The sequence below is a fragment of the Pedobacter sp. AC402 genome, assembly GCF_979252805.1.
This window is the reverse complement of the sequence record NZ_CEEDAI010000009.1, coordinates 1107527-1132701: the sequence shown is the minus strand read 5'-3', so window position 1 is coordinate 1132701 and position 25175 is coordinate 1107527. Positions and strand designations below refer to the sequence as shown.

17 protein-coding genes are annotated in these 25175 nt (G+C 44.1%); 14 read left to right on the top strand and 3 right to left on the bottom strand.

Going from position 1 to position 25175, the window contains the following annotated elements:
* The first annotated feature begins 100 nt into the window (after positions 1–100).
* From AC0IWE_RS15705 to AC0IWE_RS15655, 11 genes are all read left to right on the top strand, one after another.
* Positions 101–4483: a CusA/CzcA family heavy metal efflux RND transporter gene (locus AC0IWE_RS15705; protein ID WP_090985881.1), complete on the top strand. Its 4383-nt coding sequence runs from the start codon at positions 101–103 to the stop codon at positions 4481–4483.
* A gap of 10 nt (positions 4484–4493) precedes the next feature.
* Positions 4494–5726, top strand: coding sequence for an efflux RND transporter periplasmic adaptor subunit (locus AC0IWE_RS15700; protein WP_090985879.1), 1233 nt, complete (start codon positions 4494–4496; stop codon positions 5724–5726).
* A 30-nt stretch (positions 5727–5756) separates the two neighbouring features.
* Positions 5757–8066 carry a heavy metal translocating P-type ATPase gene (locus AC0IWE_RS15695; RefSeq protein ID WP_471793795.1) on the top strand — a complete coding sequence of 770 codons (2310 nt, stop codon included), beginning with the start codon at positions 5757–5759 and terminating at the stop codon, positions 8064–8066.
* A gap of 158 nt (positions 8067–8224) precedes the next feature.
* A complete protein-coding gene (locus tag AC0IWE_RS15690) occupies positions 8225–8602 on the top strand; it encodes a hypothetical protein (protein WP_471793794.1) in 378 nt (125 codons plus the stop codon).
* Positions 8592–9335 (top strand): ZIP family metal transporter, encoded by a 744-nt coding sequence (locus AC0IWE_RS15685; protein WP_056095217.1) that lies wholly within the window; start codon positions 8592–8594, stop codon positions 9333–9335. The genes AC0IWE_RS15690 and AC0IWE_RS15685 overlap by 11 nt, the downstream gene beginning before the upstream one ends.
* A 9-nt stretch (positions 9336–9344) precedes the next feature.
* The gene (locus tag AC0IWE_RS15680) at positions 9345–10031 is read left to right on the top strand and encodes a DUF1345 domain-containing protein (protein ID WP_244278850.1); all 687 of its coding nucleotides are present in this window, start codon (positions 9345–9347) and stop codon (positions 10029–10031) included.
* Between the two features lie 22 nt (positions 10032–10053).
* Complete coding sequence (locus AC0IWE_RS15675; RefSeq protein ID WP_167398035.1) at positions 10054–10230, top strand: DUF2188 domain-containing protein; 177 nt, start codon at positions 10054–10056, stop codon at positions 10228–10230.
* 98 nt (positions 10231–10328) lie between these two features.
* Entirely contained in the window at positions 10329–10583 is a 255-nt protein-coding gene (locus AC0IWE_RS15670) for a hypothetical protein (RefSeq protein ID WP_471793793.1), read from the top strand.
* Complete coding sequence (locus tag AC0IWE_RS15665; RefSeq protein WP_471793792.1) at positions 10580–12202, top strand: LTA synthase family protein; 1623 nt, start codon at positions 10580–10582, stop codon at positions 12200–12202. The genes AC0IWE_RS15670 and AC0IWE_RS15665 overlap by 4 nt, the downstream gene beginning before the upstream one ends.
* 50 nt (positions 12203–12252) lie before the next feature.
* Complete coding sequence (locus AC0IWE_RS15660; RefSeq protein WP_471793791.1) at positions 12253–12528, top strand: hypothetical protein; 276 nt, start codon at positions 12253–12255, stop codon at positions 12526–12528.
* Positions 12529–12535: 7 nt separating this feature from the next.
* A complete protein-coding gene (locus tag AC0IWE_RS15655; RefSeq protein WP_146202961.1) occupies positions 12536–13237 on the top strand; it encodes an HD domain-containing protein in 702 nt (233 codons plus the stop codon).
* Between the two features lie 66 nt (positions 13238–13303).
* Here the strand turns inward: AC0IWE_RS15655 and AC0IWE_RS15650 are convergent, their stop codons facing one another.
* The 3 genes from AC0IWE_RS15650 to AC0IWE_RS15640 are packed head-to-tail and all read right to left on the bottom strand — an operon-like array spanning position 13304 to position 16178.
* A complete protein-coding gene (locus AC0IWE_RS15650; RefSeq protein WP_471793790.1) occupies positions 13304–14530 on the bottom strand; it encodes a hypothetical protein in 1227 nt (408 codons plus the stop codon).
* Positions 14527–14973, bottom strand: coding sequence for a QcrA and Rieske domain-containing protein (locus AC0IWE_RS15645; protein WP_090985871.1), 447 nt, complete (start codon positions 14971–14973; stop codon positions 14527–14529). The genes AC0IWE_RS15650 and AC0IWE_RS15645 overlap by 4 nt, the downstream gene beginning before the upstream one ends.
* A gap of 2 nt (positions 14974–14975) precedes the next feature.
* Positions 14976–16178, bottom strand: a complete 1203-nt coding sequence (locus tag AC0IWE_RS15640) for a di-heme oxidoredictase family protein (protein WP_090985869.1) — start codon at positions 16176–16178, stop codon at positions 14976–14978.
* Between the two features lie 492 nt (positions 16179–16670).
* On the opposite strand from AC0IWE_RS15640, the gene AC0IWE_RS15635 reads away from it, so the two are divergent.
* The 3 genes from AC0IWE_RS15635 (at position 16671) to AC0IWE_RS15625 (ending at position 25100) form a co-directional block, all read left to right on the top strand.
* The gene (locus AC0IWE_RS15635) at positions 16671–17003 is read left to right on the top strand and encodes a response regulator (protein WP_471793789.1); all 333 of its coding nucleotides are present in this window, start codon (positions 16671–16673) and stop codon (positions 17001–17003) included.
* A gap of 498 nt (positions 17004–17501) precedes the next feature.
* Positions 17502–21251, top strand: a complete 3750-nt coding sequence (locus tag AC0IWE_RS15630; protein WP_471793788.1) for a hypothetical protein — start codon at positions 17502–17504, stop codon at positions 21249–21251.
* A 675-nt stretch (positions 21252–21926) separates the two neighbouring features.
* The gene (locus AC0IWE_RS15625) at positions 21927–25100 is read left to right on the top strand and encodes a sacsin N-terminal ATP-binding-like domain-containing protein (RefSeq protein ID WP_471793787.1); all 3174 of its coding nucleotides are present in this window, start codon (positions 21927–21929) and stop codon (positions 25098–25100) included.
* Positions 25101–25175 lie beyond the last annotated feature (75 nt).

Below are 25175 nucleotides of genomic sequence, written 5' to 3'. Positions count from 1 at the left end.
CGATCTTCATTTCGATGCTATGTTTTTGCCCGTATAATCCATACGAGGCTACGCTGTGCATTGATCTGGTTTTTTTATTTTTTACTTAATTAAACAAATAATGCTGAAAAAAATTATTCAGTTTTCAATAGCGAATAAGCTTGTAATAGCCCTGTTCACCTTGGGGCTGATCGCATGGGGCGTATATTCCCTGAGACAACTTCCCATTGATGCCGTTCCTGATATCACCAATAATCAGGTTCAGGTCATAACCCTTAGCCCATCCCTTGCTACCCAGGAGGTAGAAAGGCTTATTTCCTATCCCGTAGAACAGACCATGTCCACCATACCTGAAATAGAGCAGGTACGCTCCATTTCAAGGTTCGGACTATCGGTTGTAACTATCGTATTCCATGATGATGTTGACATCTACTGGGCCCGGCAACAGGTAAACGAAAAGCTTGCCGAGGCCAAGAATAACATCCCATCAGGACTTGGTAATCCAGAAATATCACCCATATCAACAGGTCTTGGGGAGATATACCAATACGTGATCCATGCAAAGCCTGGATTCGAAAAGAAATTCAACGCACGAGAGCTGCGTAGTATCCAGGACTGGATCGTAAGGAGACAGCTCCTCGGGACGCCAGGCATTGCAGAGGTCAACAGTTTCGGAGGACTTTTGAAACAGTATGAGATTGCGCTAGATCCCGATAAGCTGCGGAGCCTGAACCTGAGCATCAGCGATGTTTTCGCTGCCCTTGAACAGAACAATCAGAACACGGGAGGCGCCTATATAGACAAAAAGCCAAATGCCTATTTTATTAGGAGCGAAGGCCTGGTCGGCAATCTTGATGACATCAATAAGATCGTTGTCAAAAACAATGCGAATGGAATCCCGGTACTTATCCACGATATCGCCACCGTACAGATCGGTAGTTCCATACGTTACGGCGCACTTACCCGTGCCACAAAGGATGGTGAAGGTGAGGCTGTTGGCGGTATAGTAATGATGTTGAAAGGCGCAAATGCCAATAACGTGGTAAAACAGGTGAAGGCGAAGATAGACCGAATCAGCAAAACTCTACCCAAGGGGGTAACCATTGAGCCGTTCTTAGATAGAAGTGCGCTTGTTGATCGTGCCATGGGCACAGTAGCCAAAAACCTGATCGAGGGCGCCCTGATTGTTATTTTTGTCCTAGTTCTTTTTCTTGGGAATTTTAGGGCCGGGCTGGTTGTTGCCTCGGTGATTCCGCTTGCCATGCTATTTGCGATTTCCCTGATGAACCTTTTTGGCGTATCGGGAAACCTGATGAGTCTTGGCGCGATAGATTTCGGACTTATCGTCGACGGGGCGGTAATTATTGTGGAAGCCACCATGCACATCCTCTCTGGGAATAAGCTCGGCCGCGCCTACTCGCAGGCCGAAATGGATGAGCAGGTTGAAAAATCTGCCGTGCGGATGATGAGCGCTGCGGCATTTGGACAGATCATTATTCTGATCGTTTATCTTCCCATCCTTGCCCTTGTAGGTATTGAAGGCAAGATGTTCGGACCTATGGCACAAACCGTTTCCTTTGCCATATTGGGGGCCTTTATTTTGTCCCTTACCTATGTTCCTATGGTTTCCTCGCTTTTCTTAAGCAAAAAAGTTGCGCACAAAAAGAATTTTTCAGATCGGATGATGGATTTTTTCCAGCGCCGTTACACTCCAATGATCAAGGCTGCACTCAATAAAAGAGTAATTGTTGTGGCATCATCGGTTGTTCTTCTGGCCATCAGTATTTTTATCTTTACCCGGATGGGGGGAGAATTCATTCCCACGTTGGAGGAAGGTGATTTTGCGGTAGAAACCAGGTTACTTACCGGCAGTTCCCTTTCCCAGACCATTGATAAAGTAAATCAGGCTTCAAAAATCCTTGTAGAAAAGTTTCCAGAGGTGAAAGAAGTAATTGGTAAGGTTGGTGCTGCCGAGATTCCTACCGATCCCATGCCAATGGAAGCATGCGATCTGACCATCATACTCAAAGATAAAAAAGACTGGACCACTACCCACGATAGGGAAGAACTGGCCGAGTTGATGAGTAAGGCACTTGAAGAAGTTCCCGGCGTGAGCTTCGGTTTTTCACAACCAATCCAATTACGCTCAAATGAACTTATCTCGGGAGTTAGACAGGATATTGGGATCAAAATTTTCGGAGATGACCTAGAATCCCTCACCAGTATCTCCCAAAAGATCGGGAAAATTGTTTCGGGTGTAGAGGGCGCAAAAGATCTCTATCTGGAACAGGCAACCGGTCTGCCACAGATTGTGGTAAAGATCAACCGTGACCGGATTGCACAATATGGATTGAGCATAGGGACGGTTAACCAGGCACTCAACACTGCTTTTGCAGGACAATCTGCGGGGCTGGTATATGAGGGAGAGCAGCGTTACGATATCATTGTGCGCCTTTCCCAACAGAACCGCCAAGGTATTGACGATGTTAAAAATGTCTATGTGACTGCCCCGAACGGCAATCAGGTTCCACTTGACCAACTTGCTGACATAGAGTTTAAGATAGGCCCTAACCAGATTCAACGTGAGGATACCAAACGGCGCATCATAGTGGGGCTGAATGTCCGTGGGCGTGATATCCAGAGTGTGGTAACAGAGATCGAGCAGAAAATAAACGAACAGATCAAAATGCCCGCAGGATATTACATTACCTATGGAGGGCAGTTCGAAAACTTAAAAGAGGCGACACAAAGGCTCTCTATTGCCGTTCCGGTTGCACTTTTACTTATATTGCTATTGCTGTATTTCTCATTTGGATCTGTAAAACAGTCGATACTGATTTTTTCTGCTATTCCGATGGCCGCAATCGGCGGAATATTTGCATTAATCCTAAGGGGAATGCCTTTCAGCATTTCCGCCGGTGTTGGATTTATTGCATTATTCGGGGTAGCCGTGCTCAACGGAATCGTACTGATTACCGAATTCAACAGATTGAAAAAAATGGATAAATATAGTATAAGGGACATTGTCCTCAAGGGAACTGCTATCCGTCTAAGACCTGTACTGATGACCGCAACTGTTGCCTCTCTTGGGTTCCTTCCAATGGCAATATCCAGTGCAGCAGGCGCTGAGGTGCAGAAACCACTAGCAACCGTAGTAATCGGGGGACTCATTACCTCCACCATATTAACCTTAATCGTCCTTCCAGTGCTATATACTTATTTTGAAGGTTGGAAAAGCAAAAAAACTGCCCTTCCAACAACTGTAGTTACCCTAGCGGTGTTTTTTGGACTTTTCATTTTATCGGGACAGGCCCGGGCGCAGACGGTTCCCACCAAGGGTATGAGCCTTGAGCAGGCTTTGAGCACAGCATTGAGTAATAACCAGGCTGTGAAGTCGTCCACCCTGCAGATTGGCAGGCAACAGGCGCTAAGGGGATCTTCAACAGATCTGGGAAAGACCAGCTTTGAGGTGCAGTACGGACAGATGAATACCATCAAACGCGACAATAACTTTTCGGCTTCTCAGAACATACCCTATCCGGGTCTGTTCAAAAGTCAGCGCAACTTGTATGATGCGCAGATCAGGGGAGCTGAAATCGGCCTTCAGGTAACACAGAGAGAACTTTCCTATCAGGTGAAAAGCGTTTACGCCCAGTTGGGCTATTTCATTGCCCTTCAAAAGCTTTACAAAAGCCAGGACAGTGTTTACAGTAACTTTCTGAAGGCCGCCTCATTGAGGTACCAGGCCGGAGAGACCAACCTGCTTGAAAAAACTACCGCCGAAACTCAGTATAATGAGGTTCGCAACCAGATGAGCAAGAACGAAGCTGATATCCTCGCCTATACCGCCGAACTTAAGCGTTTGCTGAATACCAGAGAACAGATCAGTATCATGAACGCGGAATTTGGCCAGGTAGTCTGGAATGTTAGCCAGACTGATACCGTTACATCAGAAAATCCAATTCTTGCGCTGCAGGCCCAGCAGATAGATATTGCCGACAAGACGGTAAGGCTCGAGCGCTCACGCTCTGGCCCCGATTTCAGTATCGGCTATTTCAACCAGTCTATTATCGGAGCACAGAATGTTGGCGGTCAGGATCTTTATTTTAATGGAGGCAAACGTTTTCAGGGGGTTTCCGCAGGGATCTCCATACCGCTTTTCTTTAAGCCTTTCTCCTCAAGGATAAAAGCCGCAAAGATAGATAAGCAGGTAGCCGAAAGCGATTTTATCCTTTCCCAGACAGATCTTCGAGGAAGGTATGAGCAGGCTTTCCAGGACCTTCAAAAAAATTCCAGAAGTATCGCCTATTACAAGAACAGTGCCCTACCGAATGCCAACCTGATCCTAAAGCAGTCCCAGATTGCATTTCAGGCAGGAGAGATCGGCTATGTAGAATATCTGCAGGCTCTGCGTACCTACTCTGATATCCGCTTCAGCTATCTGGAGGCCATCAACCAATATAATCAATCAGTATACACATTACAGTACCTAAAAGGTCAATAACAATATAAAAATGAAAAAAATATTTAAAGCCCTCAGCCGATTATCTTACATAGGGGCACTGGCAGTAGTGCTTTCTTCCTGCGGCAGCAAGGAAAAAGATGGCGCTGGAACAGAAGCCCCTGCAGACAGCACGGCCACGGAGGAAAGCAACTCAGTAGAGCTCAGCCAGTCGCAGTTCAAGTCCGTAGGGGTAGAGCTGGGAAGTCCCGAGCTCCGTGCCCTAAGTGGTATGCTGAAAGTAAACGGTTTCATAGATGTTCCACCGCAGAACCTTGTGAGCATTACCACCCAGATGGGTGGCATCGTAAAATCGACTCCGCTGTTACAGGGTACAAAGGTGAGCAAAGGTCAGGTTATTGCCATACTCCAGAATCAGGAATATGTGCAGATGCAACAGGATTACCTGGAGAGCAAAAGCCAGCTTGAACTTTCGGATTCCGAATACAAAAGACAACAGACCCTTGCCCAGCAGAACGTTAATGCACAAAAAACACTCCAACAGGCCAAAGCAGGTTATCTGGGAAATCTTGCGAGGGAAAATGCACTAAAACAACGTCTTCAACTGATCAATATCAATCCATCCTCGCTAAACGCCGGCAATATCCGTAGCCAGATAAATATCTACTCGCCGATCAATGGCTATGTAACCAAGGTTAACGTAAATACGGGCAAATTTGTGGCCCCCAATGATGCAATGTTCGAAATCGTAAACAGTTCGAATCTCCATGTTGAGCTCAACGTTTTCGAAAAAGATGCACAGAAGGTAAAAAAAGGACAAAAGGTGCTTTTTTCACTCACCAATGATTCTACCCAACGGACTGCAGTCGTACAGCTGGTAGGCGGTGAGATCAATGCCGATAAGACCGTGACCGTTCATGCTATTGCTCAGGGAAGCGCCGGGTTTATCCCTGGCACCTACCTTAAGGCTTTCATCGAAACAGGTGCCGTGCAGGTAATGGCTTTGCCTTCTGCAGCGGTTGTAGACTTTGAGGGCAAAAAATACATTTTCGTCCAGAACTCGGCGGACAAAAAGGCAAAGGAACCAGCAAAAAACGAATCCGGAAACAAAGAGGGCGCCACTGAGGCCGGCCATCATTTTGAAATGGTAGAGGTTACAACGGGTATATCCGACGGCGGTTATATAGAGGTAACCATGCCTTCGGGACGGGATTTTACAGGCAAGGTTGTACTTAAAGGTACATATGATCTGCTGTCAAAAATGAAGAACAGCGAAGAAGAGTAAAGTCCCCACAAAGAATTTTTAGTACACACATTGAATAAAGGTGCCTCGTTAGGGAGGCATCTTTTTAAAAAAAGTGAACCCACACGGGCAGAGAATACAGATAAAGCGGTTGCCCTGAATATTCAACAAAAATCAATTTACCCCGATATGGAAAACAAGAAGAAAAAATCCGACACCAAATCATCTGCCAAAAAGCCCGTAGTCCGGAAGGAAGGCTCAGATTCCAAAGAAACAAAAGCGAAGCCGGTAAAGGAAGAAACCAAAACTTCTTCACAGCCTATTTCTGAAAAACCATCCAGGAAGGGAAAAGAAGCTGAAAAGGAGAAAGAGGCACATCTTGACCATGCTGAAGAGGAAGGTCATGATCATGAACATGGCGGGATTTTCGGGAAGAACACGGAAATGATCTTCGCCTTTATCTGTGGCGCGGCGCTGGGGATAGGATTTGGAATTTCTTTCATAGACGGTGTTCCCGAATGGGCAAGCCTTGCACTCTACATAACAGCCTATTTCTTTGGCGGTTTCTTTACGGCCAAGGAAGCAGTTGAAACTATACTGAAAGGTGGCTTTGAGATCGACTTTCTGATGCTGGTCGCCGCAATCGGCGCAGCGATCCTGGGGTCCTGGGCCGAAGGCGCATTATTGCTCTTCCTGTTCAGTCTGGGACATGCGATGGAACACTATGCGATGGGCAAGGCAAGAAAATCTATAGCTGCCCTTACCAGTCTGGCTCCCCCGACAGCCCTGGTTGTCCGGGATGGCAAGGAATCTGAGGTGCGCATCGAAGATCTTCAGCTTGGAGATGTCATTATCATCAAGCCCAACAGCAAGATTCCGGCAGACGGAGTGGTTGTAAAGGGCGAGGGCAGTGTCAACCAGGCTCCTATTACGGGTGAGAGTGTGCCAGTGGACAAATCACCCGTACCGGACGCATCAAAGGACTATTCTGCCGAAAAAACCATCAAGCCCCAGTTCCGTGTATTTGCCGGAACAATCAACGGAGCCTCGGTTCTGGAGGTCAAGGTAATCAGGGAAGCCAAGGATTCTACCATTTCACGCCTGATCAAAATGGTAAATGAGGCGGAAAAACAAAAATCCCCAACGCAGCTATTTACCGACAGGTTCGAAAAGTATTTCGTTCCGGTTGTACTGGTTCTGGTGACCGCACTATGTTTTGCATTCCTGGTTATTGATGAGCCGTTTAGCAAAAGTTTTTACCGCGCGATGTCCGTACTGGTTGCTGCCAGCCCGTGCGCTTTGGCGATTTCTACCCCAAGCGCAGTACTTAGCGGTATTGCAAGGGCTGCACGTGGCGGAGTCCTTATAAAGGGAGGGCGGCCACTGGAAGATCTGGGCGAACTCAACGCCATCGCGTTCGACAAGACCGGAACACTTACCGAAGGCAAGCCCCAGCTCACAAACGTGATTCCACTGAACGACATATCTGAAGAGGAACTAATGGGTATTGCTGTTGCAGTTGAAAAACTCAGCGACCACCCGCTGGCCGAAGCAATTGTAAAAGGCGCACTCGAAAAGATGAAGAAAAAATCCGTTCCTGAGGCACATAACGTCAAGGGCATTACCGGAAGAGGTGTTCAGGCTGAGGTCAACGGTAAAAAAGTATTCATTGGAAACAAGGCCCTTTTTGAAAAGGATGGAATACCCGAAGATATTCTCAAACAGGTTGAAGAGCTGGAAAAGGGCGGACATACTTCAATGCTTGTCAGGGTCGATAAAGCTTTCATCGGCATTCTTTCCCTTATGGATGTTCCCCGTGAAGAGGCAAAACATGTGCTTAAAGAACTAGAAGAGCTGGGGATCAAAAAAATGATTATGCTCACCGGGGACAACCAACAGGTTGCAGAAGCGGTAGCCAAACAGATTGGTGTAACCGAGGCATGGGGCAACCTTATGCCGGAAGACAAAGTCAAGGCAGTACAGAAACTCGCCAAATCAGAAAAAATGGTTGCGATGGTGGGAGACGGCGTGAATGATGCCCCGGCCATGGCCAAAAGTACCGTAGGTATCGCTATGGGCGCTGCGGGATCTGATGTTGCTTTGGAAACAGCAGATATTGCCCTGATGGGCGATAAGCTGGAAAGCCTTCCTTTTGCCATCGGGCTTAGCCGTAAAGCCAGGGGTATCATTAAACAGAACCTCTGGATTTCCCTTGGCGTTGTCGCCGCACTTATTCCACTGACCATACTGGGTGTCGCTTCGATCGGACCGGCAGTAATCGCCCACGAGGGATCGACGCTGGTCGTAGTGTTCAATGCGCTGCGCTTACTTGCTTACGACAACGGACATAATAAAAAAGCACCAAAAAAGAGGAAAAAATAAGGCATGTTCAAAAAGGTTAAAAAATTCCTGAAGGCCCTGGGCCGGGCATCGTTACCGGTGCGAGTGACGATGACCCATCAGGTATTTCCACCTATTCACAGGGCGGTGCAAAATATGGTCTGGCAGCACTCTGGACAGTGATCATCACGATCCCCCTGATGGCTGCAGTCCACGATCGCGACCGTATCAGGCTGACCACAACGCTTAGGAAACACTATCCAAAATGGGTATTGTACCTGTTGATCATATTCAGCGTGCCGGCAATCGTCCTGAACATTGGTGCCTATATCACTGATATGAACGCTGTGGAGCATCTCATATTTCCTGCCGTTCATGCAATTGTTTTTAGTGTGCTCTTTACCGGAGTACCTCTATTCTTCATCATCTATCTGCCTTACTCGACACTTGGCTCAGTGCAGAAATATCTGTTCCTGACCCCCATGGAGATTCTTATCGGCACATGCCTCGACCTCAATTTGGGGTACCTTTCTTTTCGTGCCTATAGATTTTATTTAAGAAAGAATTATGCAGGCTAAACAACTTATTTCATTAAACATACTGCTGTTTGCAGCGTTTCCGGTCGTCTTACTTATAGTCGGTGGCATGATCGTAACCTGGAAAAAGCCCACGGCTGCTGTGCAGAGTACGATCCTCCACTTTGCTGCAGGTGTAGTTTTTTCAGTCGTGGCAGTCGAGCTTTTGCCAGATATGATCAGGATCCATGATACAACCGCGATAATTATAGGTTTTACCTTGGGTATTTCGGCCATGCTTCTGATCAAATGGTATACCGCCAGGCTTGAGCTCAAAATGGGCGGAACAAACGACAGCAAGCTGTTGCCTTGGGGAATGCTTATCGCGGTCGGCATTGACCTGCTCTTGGACGGTCTTCTTTTAGGGATAGGATTTGCAGCGGGATCAAAAGAAGGAACCCTGCTTGCACTGGCACTTGCGATGGAATGCCTTTCGCTGGGGCTCGCAGTAGGTACCAGGCTGACCAAGCTTGGAAGTTCCAAAAGGAGGCTGATCAGGGTGCTCTCGCTATTTGGCCTGGTTTTTCTATTGGGAACAGGGGGAGGTTTTTTTATGCTGCATTTTACAGGAGAAAAAGTACTGGAACTTGTGCTCTCATTTGGTAGCGCAGCCTTACTGTTTTTAGTTACCGAGGAACTTCTTGTCGAAGCCCATGAAGAAAAGGATTCTCCATTTTTTACCGCGGCTTTTTTCTTAGGATTTCTTCTGTTTATGGTTCTAGGGCTCATTATTTAATCTAAACCGATGAATATTATCACTAAAATCAGTCAGCTCGATGCGCACCATAAACTTTACCTCTCCCTGGGTGTTGCTCTTGCCGTCCTTGGTATTTGCTATGCTATGGAACTGGAAGCCTCTGTCAGGTGGATGGTTGCATGGCTAAGCTATGCAACAACCAGCATAGCGCTTGCATGGACAACCATTAGCTCCTCGCATCCCAGTCAGATAAAACACGATGCCCATGCTCAGGATTCCAGCAGGACGCTCATTTTTCTTTTTGCCATAGCCGCTGCATTTGCCAGTCTTTTTTCCATTATTATCCTTTTGCGTGAGAATTCGGAAAAGACCGATCAGGGCCTTTTTATGACTATCGTTATTCCGTTGCTCTGCGTGGTTAGCTCATGGTGGCTGGTTCATACGGTCTTTACCATGCGATATGCACATTTCTATTACTGTGACATCGAGCATGAGAAGAAAGGAAAAATAGAAAAGCCCGGAGGACTGATCTTTCCGGGAGAAGAAGATCCCGATTATATGGATTTTGTCTATTTCGCTTTCGTGGTTGGAATGACTTTTCAGGTATCTGACGTAGAAATCTCCTCCAAACGGATCCGAAGGCTTGCCTGGATGCACGGTGTGCTTTCATTTGCCTTTAATACAGTAATAGTTGCCCTGACAATCAATGTGCTCTCGGGCATGATCCAAAAATAATTTAATATAAAACTAAAGACCTATGGACTGGACACCAGAAAATTTTCCACTTGAGATGAAGGACCTTGACCCAAGGGTAAGGGAAAAAGCGATCGAGATCGCAAACGAACTTAGAATTACCAAAGAGGTAAGCGAGCTCAATATTGTTGAGGTTGCCATCAACAGGGCCCAGCAATGGTTTATCAGCCTGGAGGGATAACGGCAGTGCAAAGATTATCCCCTGATCACACAAAATATAATCCAAACCGCGGAAAGGTATCCACAAGGCTCCTGACCGATCTTAAAACATTGAATAAAATGCAGACCAAAAGAAACAACAGGCCCAGGCCTGGTGCTGCCAGGGGTGGGGGAACAGCTCCAAAAAAGAAAAAGGCCAAGGGGCCAAAGGAATCGGTTTTCCTGATGGTATTTTATTGGATACTGGCGCTGCTGCTGGCACTCGCCATTTATTTTAAAGCCAAACATTTCTATAATTCACATTGGAACAAGGATACCAACGAAAAAACAACGATTCTGTTATCAACACCCCCGGATCTAAAAAATAAACCATGAAGCAGATTTTTATGAAAAGCCGATATAGTGTACTATATTCCTTTATCTTTTTCTTCATCTGTGTCTCGACCATGCTGAGGATCAGTTTTACTGCGGTTTCGCTCGGAAAGGCGGGGATGGGATTTGGAGAAATCCTCACCGCCTTTGCTAAAGGATTCGTCTTCGATCTTGGGGTTACCACATATTTCAGTGTATTTTATGCCTTTTATCTGCTCATCCTTCCCCAAAAATGGAACCGGACTGGATTTAATAAGGTGTTTACCCATATCCTTCTTTTTCTGATGGTATTGATTTCGGTATTTTCTTTTTTCGCAGAATTTACTTTTTGGCGGGAATTTGAGAGCCGTTTTAACTTTATAGCAGTAGATTATCTGGTCTATACTTATGAGGTTGTACACAACATCAACGAGTCCTATCCGCTCCCGCTTTTGATTTCAGCTGTTGTCATCATCTCCCTTTTATGGAACTATCTTATGAAGGGGGCGTTCAGGAAGAGCTTCGAGTCTGCTACACCTTTTGCCCGTCGATCGGTAAATACAGCCCTGATCATTCTGACAGCAATATTCTATACGATAGAGATAGATAACTCCTGGGGGGATAAAAGCGGTAACCGTTATGCTGCAGAAATTTCCAAAGCAGGGATATATTCTTTCGTAGCGGCCTTCAAGGCGAATGAGCTTAGCTACGATCAGTTTTATCCCATGCTCGCAAATCAGCTTGCCTTCAATTTGGTAAGAAAAGAACTCTCCTCTCCCTCTAGCAGGTTTATTTTCAAAGGGCCTTCGGTACGTAGATCGGTTCTGGCCGGTAATGGACAGACGGAACCCAATGTCATTATGGTGGTCATGGAGAGTTTCAGCGCTGATTATATGGGCACTTTTGGCAATACACAAAAACTGACACCTGTTCTGGATTCGCTGGCCAAAGAGAGCATCCTATTTGAGCGCATGTATGCAACAGGCACCCGTACCGTACGAGGGATGGAGGCGCTTTCCCTCGCCGTTCCGCCAACACCGGGGAATAGTATTGTAAGGAGGAGCAATAATGCAAACCTGAGCACAATAGGCAGTATTTTTTCCAAACGTGGGTATTCCACAGGCTTTTTTTATGGCGGGGACGGTTACTTTGACAATATGAACCAGTTCTTCGGAAGCAATGGCTATGACATAACAGATAGGGGAAGGAAACTTACAATGGGCGATGCCTATCTGGGAAAGCGGACCATCCTGAGCGATAGCGAAGTGAGCTTTGAAAATGCCTGGGGCGTTTCGGACGGGGATCTTTTCGCTGCGGTAATCCGTGATGCGGATAAAAGGCACTCGTTAAAGAAGCCTTTCTACGATTTTGTCATGACCACTTCCAACCATCGGCCCTTTACCTATCCCAAAGGAAAGATAGATATCCCACCAGGCACGGGAAGAGAGGGCGCAGTAAAATATACCGATTATGCCATTGGGGAATTTTTAAGACAGGTCCGGAAAAAGCCATGGTTCAGCAATACCGTGTTTATATTCGTTGCCGATCACTGCTCGGAAAGCGCGGGAAAGAACGAGATTGATATCTCCCGTTACCATATCCCGGCGATGATATACAACCTCAATGGACAGCCCCGTCGATAATTCCCAGCCTTTGCTCACAGATAGATCTCTATCCAACCTTGTTCGGCCTGTTGAAATGGGACTTTGAGAGCAATAACTATGGAATGGATGTACGCTCAGCTGGTTACCGCCCAAGGATATTACTTGGGACCTATCAAAAGCTAGGTTATCTCCGTAGCGACACCCTTGTGGTACTCAGTCCAAGGAAAGCCCCACAGAGTTATCTTTATGATTTTAAAACCAATACACAGACCTCAGCGAAATCTTCTGAAACACTTGGAAGGGAAGCCATTTCTTATTATCAGAGTGCCTATTATCTCTTTAGGACAGGCGGATTAAAAAAATAAGAATATTATGAATTATTATCAGTTATTATTGATCTGTGTGCTAGCGGGGTCTGTGATCCTGCTAACAGGTAAATACTTTTTTAAGCGCAGGCGCAGAAACATCTTCAGTATGCTTATTGGAGATGTTCAAGCTTATGTAAGCTATCTTTTTGAGGAGCACTGGCAGGCTGACCTGGCATACCACGATCTGGATCATACCAGACTTGTGGTCAAAAGGACCCAGGAAATCGCTTCCAATTTTCGCCTGGATGACCTTCAGGAATTCATACTTTTCTCTGCCGCATGGTTTCATGACACCGGGCAGCTAACTGGGCCTCCTGCCGGCCATGAGCATCGAAGCGTGCGGCTGATGGAAGAGTTTCTTTCAGATAAAGGGATTGCACCGGATATCATTTCCGCCATCGGCCGCTGCATACTCTCCACCTCCATTCCACATAGCCCTAGCAATATCCTTGAAGAAATTATCTGTGATGCGGATACCTATAACCTGGGCAATGAGGAATTTCTCATCACCGATGCAAAGGTTGCGCGCGAAATGCAGAAAAGGGCAGATGTGGACCTAAGCCATTGGGATAAAGAAACACTTGCATTTCTATCAGCCCACCGTTTTTTTACGCCTTATTGCAAGTCTATGCTCTCGCAGGGAAAGCAAAATAATATCCATTTGGTGCGGGAACGCATAAAAAATAAATCAGGCCAAACACCCTAAATGGATTTGGACAATGAATGGGATATACTCTTAGGCTTCTTGTCGCTTTTATCCTGGCAGGTATCATTAAAAATAGGTTGACACCCCGAACTGCACCGCTCCGGTTCTGGCAGGCGGGTTTCCAAGGATATCCTTCTGCCACTGTTTTCGGTAGGAAAACCTCAGCACGGTTTGTTGCCTTGGCCTGAAACTGATGCCGGGCATTACGCTGAAAAGCTCATCACCAATATTCCCGCCGGTCTCCCTGAACTTCCCTACATTCCAGTCCACATACTCTACCCTGCAGGCTAAACTTACAACAGAATGCTGCCAGCCCAGAATCGTTTTTTTGATCACAGGTTGAACAATATCTATATATCCGCCCATCTGACGGCTCCCGAACTGCTGGGAATAGGTGTCGGGAACATCTACCCTGATCCATGCCCACTCAGCGGTGATGAAGGTCTTAAGTTTGGGAAGTGTAGTGTTAAAGTCTATGGCGAAAACATTTAACCTGCGTTTGTCATCGATAACAATTCCGTCCGACTGCCATTTATTGTAAACACCTCCCATATAGGATACGCCGAGTTCGCCTATATTGTTCCTGCGTACCGCAACCTTTCCCGTTAGAAGCGGCTGCCCGCTTGCAATTTCTTCAAACCTTTCCGGATTCCTTTTTGAGGCAGCCAGAGAGGTTCTGTTTTCAGGGTTTGCAATAATGGAATCGTCAAAGCTGCTTGTGGCATATAACTCGTAGCCCAGCATCCAGTCACCGCTATAGTTCTTGCCATAAATCCCGAATCCTGCACTGCTCCAGGTTGCAGGCAGCATCTGTGTCATGGCGATCGGACGGTCGGTGAATTCCCATTTAGGACCGTCATGGTTCTGGTTGAATGCACCAATGGGATTTAATATCATTCCACCCCTTAAATTAAGCAAGGGGTGCAGTTCCAGATCCAGCGCAGCAAATTCAACCGCTATTTCTTTTTCAGCAGGTTCAAATTCGATCTCGGAAAGGAACTTGATGCGCTTGGAAATGGTTGAGGCTACAAATAGCGTCATCCTTCTGAACTGGAACTGCTGTCCTCCAGAGATCCCGTCTGTACCCTGATACTGCCAGTTGGCTTCCATATACCCGCCCACCGATACCGGAAGTTTTCCCACGGCAATAAAAGGCCGTTCATAAACTGCATCCATGTTGAGTGAGTTTTTTGCTGTATCACTGGGTTTGGCCCTTAAAAGTTTCGGGTCGATCTGGGCAAAAGCCATCTGACCGATACCAATAGATATGATAAGCGTAAAGAGTTTTTTCATACTGCCTTCAGTGAAATTTTGATCCTGGTTTTTTCTATGGTAATGGGGAAAGTTCTTAAGTTTGCTTCTGCCGGACCATTTGTCATTCTGCCCTTATTGTCAAATTCACTTCCATGGGCCGGACATTGAAGCCTGTCTCCGAAAGCCTGGAGCTCGGTTCCCTGGTGGGTGCACTGCATCCATAGTGCAGAATAATTCAGTTCATCATGCCGGTAGATACAGATGGGATATCGGAGCAGGTCATTGCTGACTACAATGTATCTTTTGAACTGGACATTTTTTCCCTGTCTGAGTTCAAAGTCCTTCATTTCTACGACCAGGTTATCCCCTGCAATCTCGCCCGTCGCCGGCACCAGGCTGCTGCATCCACTGATCAACGTGGTGATCCCAAGGCCTCCAAGGCAGGCCATTCCACAGCCTTTTATAAAATCTTTTCTTTTCATTTCTATAGTGATTCTAAAAATCTCAGCATGGCATTTCTTTCTGCCCCAGACAGCTGGTTGAACCTGTTGCGGCTTGCAGATGCCTCTCCTCCATGAAGGGTTACCGCCTCTTCGATGCTTTTTGCCCTTCCGTCATGCAGCAGATGATAAGATCCACCCTGTGAATTCATCGAAAGTCCCAGTCCCCATAGGGGCGGGGTCCTCCATTCGAAGGTCTTAGCCGATCCTTCCGTATAACCATCGTCCAGCCCAGGTCCCATATCGTGAAGCAGCAGGTCGGTATAGGGATGGAATTCTTTGTTGGATAGAGCAACCACTGGGGAAAAAACTGTTTTTAGGGTAGGCTTGTGACAGCCTGAACAGTTGATCTTTTCGAACAGTTTCCTGCCGGTTTCAACTTCGGCATTTCCGGCATCGCGCTGTATGGGCGCTTTTAGCGTCTGTAGATAAAACACCACGTTATTCACTGTAAGTGTGGAAATTTCAGGATCAATCACCATCCGCGTATAGGCATCCACAGGATCAAAGCTTGAAGTTATCCCGATATCCTGGTTGTAGGCATTAACAGTCTGGTGGAGCAGGTTATATGCTGCCGCCTTTTTTCCAAAACGATGGATATATTTTCCCTTCAGTGCAATAGCGTTGTTAAAGGCCTGAACATATGACGGAAGCACTGCGTAATTTGGGACACCAGAAATGCCGTCATTATCCAGATCCTGGGGGTCAGCCATAGCTAGTATATCTGCATCAGCTACCAGTTCGAGAAAGCCAAGGCCGGTATTGGCAGGCGGTGTAAATTTTGAAAAGCTGGCGCCTGCTGGGATTTGCTCAGGTTTGTACCCGGGAATAGCCCTGTTCTGCAGTTGTGGGCCTCCCTGGTCCAAAAATTTATTGCCTGTCTCATCGGTCTGCCCGAAACGGACCAGCGTAGTAAAGGGATGGCCTTTGCCGTCTCCAGCATGGCAGCTTCCGCAGCTGGTTGCAACAAAGCCAGGACCAAGGCCATTCGCAGGAGTAAATATCTCATTGTTAAAGGCCGCATCTCCCAAAGCGAAACGTCTGAGCTGGTCATAGCTGAGTCCTTCCACCGGGCCATCAAGAATTTCATCCTCTTTTGGAGAAGAAGGGATTATCTTCTCACAGGACACCATTATAGCAACTAGGCTCATAAGTGAAAGCAGGACAATGGGTAATCTTTTCTGCATGTTATCTGATTTTTTGTAAATCTAATAATAAAAATAGAAAAGACTAAAAATAAATTTAGATTTATCTAAATTTATTTTTAGATTGATTTTAATGGTGTCGGAATTATAATGCACGGCTCCCAAAGTGACCTACTTTTTTAACATGAGCACGGAATGCAGTATTATAAACCAAAACAGTAAATCATCTATTGCTTCCAAATCAGGAACTTCACCGGATAGGGTATTTTGTTGGCGGATGCTACGGTCTATCCATTGTAAGCAGATGTAATAAGGCAAGGCAATGATGCAGGATTCGGAATTTTTAAAGTTCTTTTCGAATTTTAGTTGAAATGTTTAGTTTTTAGGGCTGGAATACGGTTTCCTAAATAAAAAACAATACCGTGGTCATCGGGCCCTTTAAAAAAAAAATAGTTATGGACAAATTCAAACAGGTGCAGGAAGTTATTGCTTCAGTAGTGGACAAACCAATCGATTTGACCCCTTCGTGCCAATTTGCTAAAAGTCAGGCAAGCAACACCTTACTATGATTTTATTTTTGGTGAGAGGGGGTCAATCCACTCTGGTTTATCCACTGACCTATTTTTATCGGATTTACGCATGCCAAATATGAATGGTCTCCAGCTAACTGAAGAAATTTTGAGAAAATGGCCAAAGTCAAAAGTCGTTATCTTAACTTCTGAAGTAGAAATTTTTTATGTAGATGAGGCAAGGAAAGCAGGTGCGGTTGGCTTTCTGCATAAAATTATAGACTATGAGAAAATAGTTCGTGCCTTGAGAGAGGTTCAACAAACAGGAGCGACCACCATTGGTAAACTGAATTTGTGATACCTTATGCCCTTTAGGCAGAGGGTAAATATTAATATATATCAGAAATAAGCTTTACGCTGTCTTTGGGTCGGAGATTGTTTCAAATCATTTAGGGGATTGCACAAAATTTGCATGAAAAATTCCGCCTGCTGTCTATAGTCAATCCGGGGAGATCGATCATTTTGAGCATTGCGAAGCGATACTTAATTTGAGAAAGTATTGAAGAAAAAGATCGGATGACAATACAGGAAAAAGAAGTTGTTGTAAACGGTTTTCGATTATGATTTATGACAAGCTAAAGTAGGATGAATTATGTCAGGTTGGTCGAGGTTTATATCTGAGATCATACTAATTTAACCTTTGTCAGAGATTTTTGTAAAACACATCACTTACTTTTAATATTCTCTCAAAATTTTAACTTTACCTATTATTTAAATTAACATGAGCTTCAAAATTTTTTACTCTTGGCAATCTGACGCTGATTCCAAAGTCAATAAAAATTTTATCCAATCCTGCTTGGAAAAGGCAGTTAAAAGGATAAAACAGAGATATAAAGATGATTCCCCTGATTTATATCTCGACCGTGATACAAAGGAGATTGCGGGATTCCCGAATATTCCGATGAGTATTGAAGGTAAAATAACTGAATGTGATGTTTTTGTTGGAGATCTTACTTTTTTGGGTAAGCTGAACAATAAGAATATCAGTAATCCGAATGTTAACCACGAACTGGGCTATGCCCAGGGGAAGATCGGCGAGAATAGAATCATAAATGTACTTAATGCGCATTATGGGGATCCTTCGAATGGTGGAATGCCATTTGATATTGCGCAACGTCGATATCCGATTATCTACAATTTATCGCCCGACGCCACTGAAGAGCAAAGGAAGGAAGCCGCTGAAAAATTAACGGAGGGTCTTTATATAGCAATCAAGCTTGTTTTCGACACCGAACAGGAACGCAGGAGAAAAGAAAATGCGCCGTTTGAAACATGGAATAGCTGGGACGCTTTAACGCTGAAAGATTTTCAGTTTGAGACCAGCGAGTATATTGAAGCGATATATGCTGATTTTCATCAGCACCTTAAAACACCTAAAGCATCTTGCAGGCTTTTGGGATTATCGGGCATAGGTAAAACCAACCTTATGCTCAATTTTTTTAAGCCTGGTTTTCGGGGATTAGAACCCAGTGTTACCAATAGGGTTGTCTATGCCGATTTGAATCAATGTGACCATAATCAAATCAGGGAAAAAATAAAGGAATTTTTTCGCACCGAACAGCATAAAATTATCGTGTTGGATAATTGCCCGCTCTCCTTTCATGCCGAGATCATGAAGGTTGTTAATGCAAGCGGGAGCAGGTTAAACTTGGTTACCATTAGCCCAGATCCGGATGAGGCCAGGCAGGAGATAGATCTTTCAGGACAAACCAATGTGATTAAGCTCCTATCAAGGGAGTTCAAGCCTATTGTTCGTTTATTGCTGGACAAGAATTTTACTGATTTGAACGATGATGATAAGATACTCATCACCGATTATTCGAATGGTCTGCCGTTTTTTGCGGTATTGATGGCCAGGAGTAAAGAACAGACCAGAACCCAACCTGGAAGCCTAACGCCAGCGAATATTCTCCAGAAAATCCTTGGTGATTTATACACTGATCCTGAAAATAAGAAAGTGGTATTAGCGTGTTCAATTTTCTCTGCAATCGGTTATCTGGATCATCAAAAAGGGCAGGAGGTTTACATCGCTTTGTGCAACGAGCTATGTGATCTGAATGAAACCGATGAGGAATTACGGATCAGGCAGTTTCAAAGGGTTACCCAGACCATGCGTGACCGACAGTTGCTGGAGAAAATCGGCTTTTCTTATGCATTCCGTCCAACGCCATTGGCACTGAAATTGGCTGAACAATGGTGGGAAAGATGTACTGTTGCAAAATTTGAAAAGATTATACCCATATTAAAAGATGCTGGCCTGGTGGAAAAATTCTGTCAGCAGTTTAGATTTCTTTCACATATCCAGTATGCGAAAGAAATTGTAGGTAGCCTGTGTAGCGGGGTTTTTAGCGATGCGGAAGTTTTAAATACAGAAGTTGGTTCACGCCTCTTCCGCTCTTTTGTTAATGTGAACCCCATTGCCTGCGCTGATGCGTTGGTGGCAGCATTCGGCTCAATGGATAAAACAGCCCTTTTAAAAGTTAGCCAGGGCAGAAGAAATCTGGTGTGGGCTTTGGAACAGCTTTGTTTTAGGGAAGATACATTTGATAAATCAATTAGGATATTGGGATCTTTTGCAGTTGCGGAAAACGAAAATATAAGTAATAACTCAAAAGGCCAGTTTCTTCAGCTCTTCCACATCCATCTTCCGGGCACATCGGTCAGTTTGGAAAAGCGATGGGCAGTTATTAAGGAATTTCTGTCTTTGGATGAAAATTATCACAATCTGGCTGTTACCGCATCGATTAGGGCGATGAAAGGCGACCATTTTACCAGGATGATCGGTGCGGAGGAACAAAGATCGGATAGTCCTAATGATTATTTGCCCAGCTATCAGGAAGTAGGGGAATATTGGTCGAATGCATCTTCTGTATTATTTGAAGAGATCAAAAATAATACAGCCAGGAAAGCTGAGGCCATTGATGGATTATTAAACAGGCTTTACACATTTTGTGAAAGGTGGATGGGCATGTTGATTCTTCCGATGATTGAATCTCTCTACGATTCAGGGGACCTGGATTGGCAAAAGCTGCGCAGTACGATCCGTTTTATTATTGAAGGTGATCGGGCGTTTGATGATGAAACTATAAATTTTCTTAAGCGATTGCTAAAAAAGATAACCCCATCTTCTTTAGAGGCGGACTTTCAGATGTATGTGAAAAGCCCGACCAGTGACGATTATTTTAAAAAGAATGAATTCGGTGAGACTGATAAAGGGTTCCTGAAAGGAAAAGTTGATGCGGTAGCTGCCAGTTGGGCAAAACAGCCGGAGAAATGGGCTGCGCTAATGCCGGAAATGACTAGCGGGCACATTGCCGAAGGGATCAATTTTGGGATGAATGTAGCAGGTATTTTGAGCAGTAGCGAGCAGATAAATCAGTTTCTTGAATTATATTTTGAGTCGCTAAAGGCTACTGTCGAAAACAAAAGAAATACAAGTATTGTCATTGGTTTTTTTAGGGCGCACGAGGATAATGCTCTTGCTGTGTGGTTTTACAGAAAGGTGAGAGCTGCGGCTTCTTTAAATTCTTTGAAGTTTTCCATGGCGCAAAGTTTATCGGTGGAACTTAGTGATATTTATGACTTAATTAATGAAGTTGCAAGGGGAAAATCAGCTGTTGAAGAGTTTTTAGCTTTCAACTATGGCTGGGGATTCAGGCATTTTCCAATTGCGGAAAGTTTAAAAATTCTTGAACAGATTTCAAGTCTCAGCGATGAGGGAAAAGCTATAACTTTTACCATTGCCTATACCTGGTGTTTCAGCGAGCAGGAACTCTGGGCAGAATTTGTTCCGTTTTTTCGCGATTTGATACTAAACAGCAGTCTGCTGATGGTTGATCATTTGAACAGATCGACAGAACTACATGGTTGGTCTTCGGCCACTGTTAAGCTGTTAAAAGGTAATGATGATCAGGAGCTTGCCAAAGGGATGAGTGGGGTTGTTATCGGTATCGCTAACCGGCCGGATGGTTTTTACCGGATTGACAATAACCTACATGAGATTATTGACGTGTTGCAGGCGGAATATTTTTTGATTTTCTGGGAACAGCTTTCCAAAATGTACCTGAACCGAGCTGAATTTGAAATGGCCAGGCACCATTTTAGGGATTTGCTTGGTGCACGGTTTAATTATAGTTACCAGACTGAAGGTTTGTTATTTAAAGGTGACCCCGCAAAGACCGATATTATTTTTGAATGGGCGAAACAGAACCGCGGAAAGGACATTAACTTTTTAGGGACACTCATTCCGCTTCATGCCCCTAAGGAATCTGGTTCAAAAGGCTGGCACCCAATAGCGCTTCGGTTTATTGAGGAGTTTGCTGATGACAAAGCCTTTCTTGAGCACATCGAAGTGAGCCTTGGTTCTTATTCATGGGTGAATTCTGTGGTTCCCAAATTAAAGCAAGAGCTTGTTATGTTCGAACAGCTTTTGAACAACAAAAATCAAAATATTAAAGCCTGGGCACAAAAACAGGCAAATTACCTTAAACAAAAAATAGAGTTTGAAGAAAATCAGGATGAGGAACATTACAGTAGGTTTAGCTAATGTTGATAATTGCTATTGATTTTCGCTAAGCGCTAATTTGATAAGCATAAAAAAAACAGTTTTTATTTCTCGAAAAATTGAACCTTGGGGACTTTTGGGAAGTTATCTCAAGCTCATTTAAGAAATTAAAAATGCTGATTAAAATATGGCAATTAAATGCTTGAGAAGAAAGTGTCGAATCTAAAATTAAGAAAATTTTGCTCCTAAACTGATTCTGGCGTACTTTTGGCGGCCGAACGTTTTACTAATCAAAGATGGTTTTGCTAGTATTAAAGCTCGTCTAATGTTGAGATTTAGCTAGGAGTTACCAACTTATTTTGGAAATTAAGGTCAGCTCGTTTCATTTAAGACTGACCACCCGAAAAAACTGATAATAAATTGATAAAGATAGTTCTGTTTTTTCTGGAATGGTCAATCTTCTAACCGGATTGTTCCTATTTCCTTTAATTGTAACGGAACCCTTTTTAGCTCTTCATTCAGTTTTATAGTCAACCCTTCAGAATGTGCAGATTGATTTTTTCTACGAGTTTTTTGACTTTGCTCTGTCCATTTTCAAAGACAGTCATTTGTGTTTTAGAATTTTACCTAGTTGGAGGTATTGAAAAATTTGGCTTCAATTTAATTTAAAATTAGTTATTTGTACTTTGGCAAAAACTAAATTAATTAATCTCAAAAATGTACGAAAGTAAGTATGAGCCAAAATCAGATGTAGATAGGGAGCTCGATCAACAAAGAGAAGAATCTGAGGCACGTAGCCTAATAAATGAGGTCGAAAGGCTGAACACCTTAGAAGGGGAGCATCTTTACCGTTGGATATGGGAACTGTTGCAGAACGCACGAGATGAGGGAAGGGGTGGAATAGAAATTTTGTGTTCTCTTAAGGAAGATCTATTTGCTTTCGAGCACAATGGCGAGCCATTTAGTACCGGCAACCTTTTGGCTTTAACAAGGAAAACTTCGACAAAGCCATTAGATGGGGCGAAAGGAAATGCAGGTAAATTCGGAACAGGATTTGTTACCTCACACCTTCTCAACAAAACTGTCACAATTCAGGGTGTACATGTCAATTTGAAGGGGGAAAGGCGTTTCGAGCTTATTCTCGACCGAAATCCAGAAGGTTTGGAGGAGATGATGCAATCGATCCGCATAAGCCTCCAGCGTATCCGGGAGATAGATGTAATTGATGCCCAAACAATTTTCAATAGACAAAACTGTTTTAGTTATCGACTTTCTCCAACTGCGAAAAATATCGCCGCATCAAGTTTAAGACAGCTCATGGAAAACCTGCCATTTACGATGATGGTAAATCCCCAAATCAAGAAAGTACTCTTGGAACACGGTGATATTCAGATTTTATCGATTAAGGAAAACAAACAAGCAATCGAAGATATTTCCTTTGTTCATCTCAAGGATGAGAACCGAGAAGAACAGCTTAGCACGGGTATCCTCTTCAAAGATTTCGGAGAACTCAAAATTGCATCCCCTGTAACATTCGACGGAGAGGGGTATTCACTGAGGCCCATTGGGTTTCGAGCGCATCTTTTCAAGGAGCTTCCGCTGATCGGCTCAGAAGAATTTTTCCTTCCTGTAGTTATGCAGCATGAGAACTTTCAGCCTACCGAGCCAAGGGACGGCGTTAGGACTAAGATGTCCGAGGAAACAACAGATGAGTTGCTTGATCCAAAAGCGAAAAAGAATAGGGATTGTTTTAGGGAATTTACCGGCATTTTCCCTGGTTACCTTGATGCACTTATAAAAGCAAAAGTTGATAATCTTCACCACCTCGCTGAAAGCGGCTTTCCGCCTAACCTCGATCTTTATTATGGTCGTGACTGGTTCCAAAACGAAGTGCAAAATCCACTTCGCGAAGCGCTGATGTCCAAAGCGATTGTCCGAACAATGGAGGGTGATAATATTTGTATTGATAAAGCCATATTCTTTTTTGAGGAAACTCCGTTTGTTTCAGATTTCTTTGATCTAGTGAGTGCTTTTTTGCCGGATAAATGTCCTGACGAAAACAGCTACATCGAATGGATAAAAATTATCAACCAACAAAAGGAGGCCTGGCCATCAGGAATACTTTTTGCAATCGAAGATCTAGTCGCAAAACTGGAGTCAGAAGATATTTTGCTCCGGAGATTCCCGATAGTTGCCGATAGGATCGCTTGGTTACAGAAATTGATACTTTACTTAGAAATGTCGACCAAAGAGCGGTTGGCGATTGAAAACAATCTGTATCCAAATCAAGCAAATGGTTTAAAAAATCAGAACCAGGTAGCTCACGAAGGAAATCTACATCCAAGGTTTAAAAGCATTTCAAAAAAGTTCGGAAGAAATTTGGAAGAGGAGCTTTTGCCGGTGGATTTCATTGCCAACTTTGTCGCAGAATTTAATACAAAACAGTTTCTTCTCGATCTCAATAAGCAGATTGGCGATTTGTCTCCCGCTGATGCTGAAGATGGCCAGATCCAGGCAATAGTAGACATTTGTTGTACTTTTAAAAACTCTCGAGCGGAAAGAAGGGAAATCTGGTATAGCTTGATAAGCCAATTGCTTCCCAACTTAGCCGGGGAACGATTTTCAATCGATTTCGATGAAGACTATTCGTGGGAACCCGCAGAAAGATGGGCGTTGAAATATGTTTGTTTGCTCGTCGAAAATTCGATTGATGTTGACCAGTTTTTTACTAAATATTTCGATGGAAATACTGAGACGGGATTTCTTTGGCTAAATGAACTTATCTCTTTTGTATTTAGAAATGACGAAAATAAGGATGTGGGACTGAAGTTTGCAATCTTTCCAACCAGGGACGGGATCTTCCGGATATATAGCGAGGATTTGTATAAGGAGGGCGGTAACATTGATTTTGATAACGAAATAAAGGCTATTTACACAGATTTTTGCGGGAAGGGAAATCCTGATACGGTCCTTATTCACGCAGGTATTTCAAATTCAAATTTGCGCATAGCTAAAATTGAGCTGCTGACAGATGAAATCGATGGTTTATTTAGGGATCAAGCTTCTGAAGAAAAGGTTAAAGAAAATGGGGCATATAAAGATCTGTTTTTAAGATTGAAGAAATGGATAGATGAAAATCATAATGGTGCTGGACTTTTTCCTCTTTTTAATGAAAAAAAACCAATCCTATACATTAAGGCCTTTGGGGGAAATACCTTCAGCAGATTACTCAATCTGAAAAAATCTGCTGATGACCTTGAAATTCTTGATAAGATAAATCTTTCTGCTTTGCAGATAAAAGCTCTTGACGAAGCCGTTCAGATAATTGGCAACGCAAATTCATTACTTCAGAAGGCCAAAGAATTGGCGGATGAGGCTGAAGCCATCCGTTGGAGAAAAGATGTAGGGGATGCAGCAGAGGATGCTTTTTTGGAAGCATTATCTGAGGCGTGTCCAACATTTCCCAAGCCGGAGAATCCTGATGACGGAAAGGATTTTATCCTAAGGGTTCAGGATAAGGAATACGCTATTGAAATTAAGAGTGCCGTTGAATTCAAGGAAACGGTAAATATGTCGATAAAGCAGGGACAAACAGCAGTTTCGGAAAGTGGAAGTTATGCGCTTTGCGTGATCAGTAGGCCCCAGGGACAACTAACAACCAAAGCTGACTTCATATTAAATTCCAAATTTGTGGTAACCATAGGAAAGGATCTTGAGGAACGCATGCGCAACTGGGAAGAAAATCTTGGCCGTATGGATCAGCAAGGAGATTTAAGCGTAAAACTAGAGAGTCAAAAAAGTGCAGTATATATCAATAAGCCGGTTTGGACAACAGCCCTTGGTTTTTACGAGTTTATAGCGTATATAAAGACCTATTTCAATATGACTTAAATGGAAGAGAGCGCGTAAATTATTTGTTGCAGTTGCGTTTGCACGTTTACGAACTTAAATTGCCAAGTAATCTAA

Coding starts and splice junctions, on each gene's coding strand:
- AC0IWE_RS15705 (WP_090985881.1), top strand. CDS start 101: ATGCTGAAAAAAATTATTCAGTTTTCAATAGCGAATAAGCTTGTAATA.
- AC0IWE_RS15700 (WP_090985879.1), top strand. CDS start 4,494: ATGAAAAAAATATTTAAAGCCCTCAGCCGATTATCTTACATAGGGGCA.
- AC0IWE_RS15690 (WP_471793794.1), top strand. CDS start 8,225: ATGGCTGCAGTCCACGATCGCGACCGTATCAGGCTGACCACAACGCTT.
- AC0IWE_RS15685 (WP_056095217.1), top strand. CDS start 8,592: ATGCAGGCTAAACAACTTATTTCATTAAACATACTGCTGTTTGCAGCG.
- AC0IWE_RS15680 (WP_244278850.1), top strand. CDS start 9,345: ATGAATATTATCACTAAAATCAGTCAGCTCGATGCGCACCATAAACTT.
- AC0IWE_RS15675 (WP_167398035.1), top strand. CDS start 10,054: ATGGACTGGACACCAGAAAATTTTCCACTTGAGATGAAGGACCTTGAC.
- AC0IWE_RS15670 (WP_471793793.1), top strand. CDS start 10,329: ATGCAGACCAAAAGAAACAACAGGCCCAGGCCTGGTGCTGCCAGGGGT.
- AC0IWE_RS15665 (WP_471793792.1), top strand. CDS start 10,580: ATGAAGCAGATTTTTATGAAAAGCCGATATAGTGTACTATATTCCTTT.
- AC0IWE_RS15655 (WP_146202961.1), top strand. CDS start 12,536: ATGAATTATTATCAGTTATTATTGATCTGTGTGCTAGCGGGGTCTGTG.
- AC0IWE_RS15650 (WP_471793790.1), bottom strand. CDS start 14,530: ATGAAAAAACTCTTTACGCTTATCATATCTATTGGTATCGGTCAGATG.
- AC0IWE_RS15645 (WP_090985871.1), bottom strand. CDS start 14,973: ATGAAAAGAAAAGATTTTATAAAAGGCTGTGGAATGGCCTGCCTTGGA.
- AC0IWE_RS15640 (WP_090985869.1), bottom strand. CDS start 16,178: ATGCAGAAAAGATTACCCATTGTCCTGCTTTCACTTATGAGCCTAGTT.
- AC0IWE_RS15625 (WP_471793787.1), top strand. CDS start 21,927: ATGTACGAAAGTAAGTATGAGCCAAAATCAGATGTAGATAGGGAGCTC.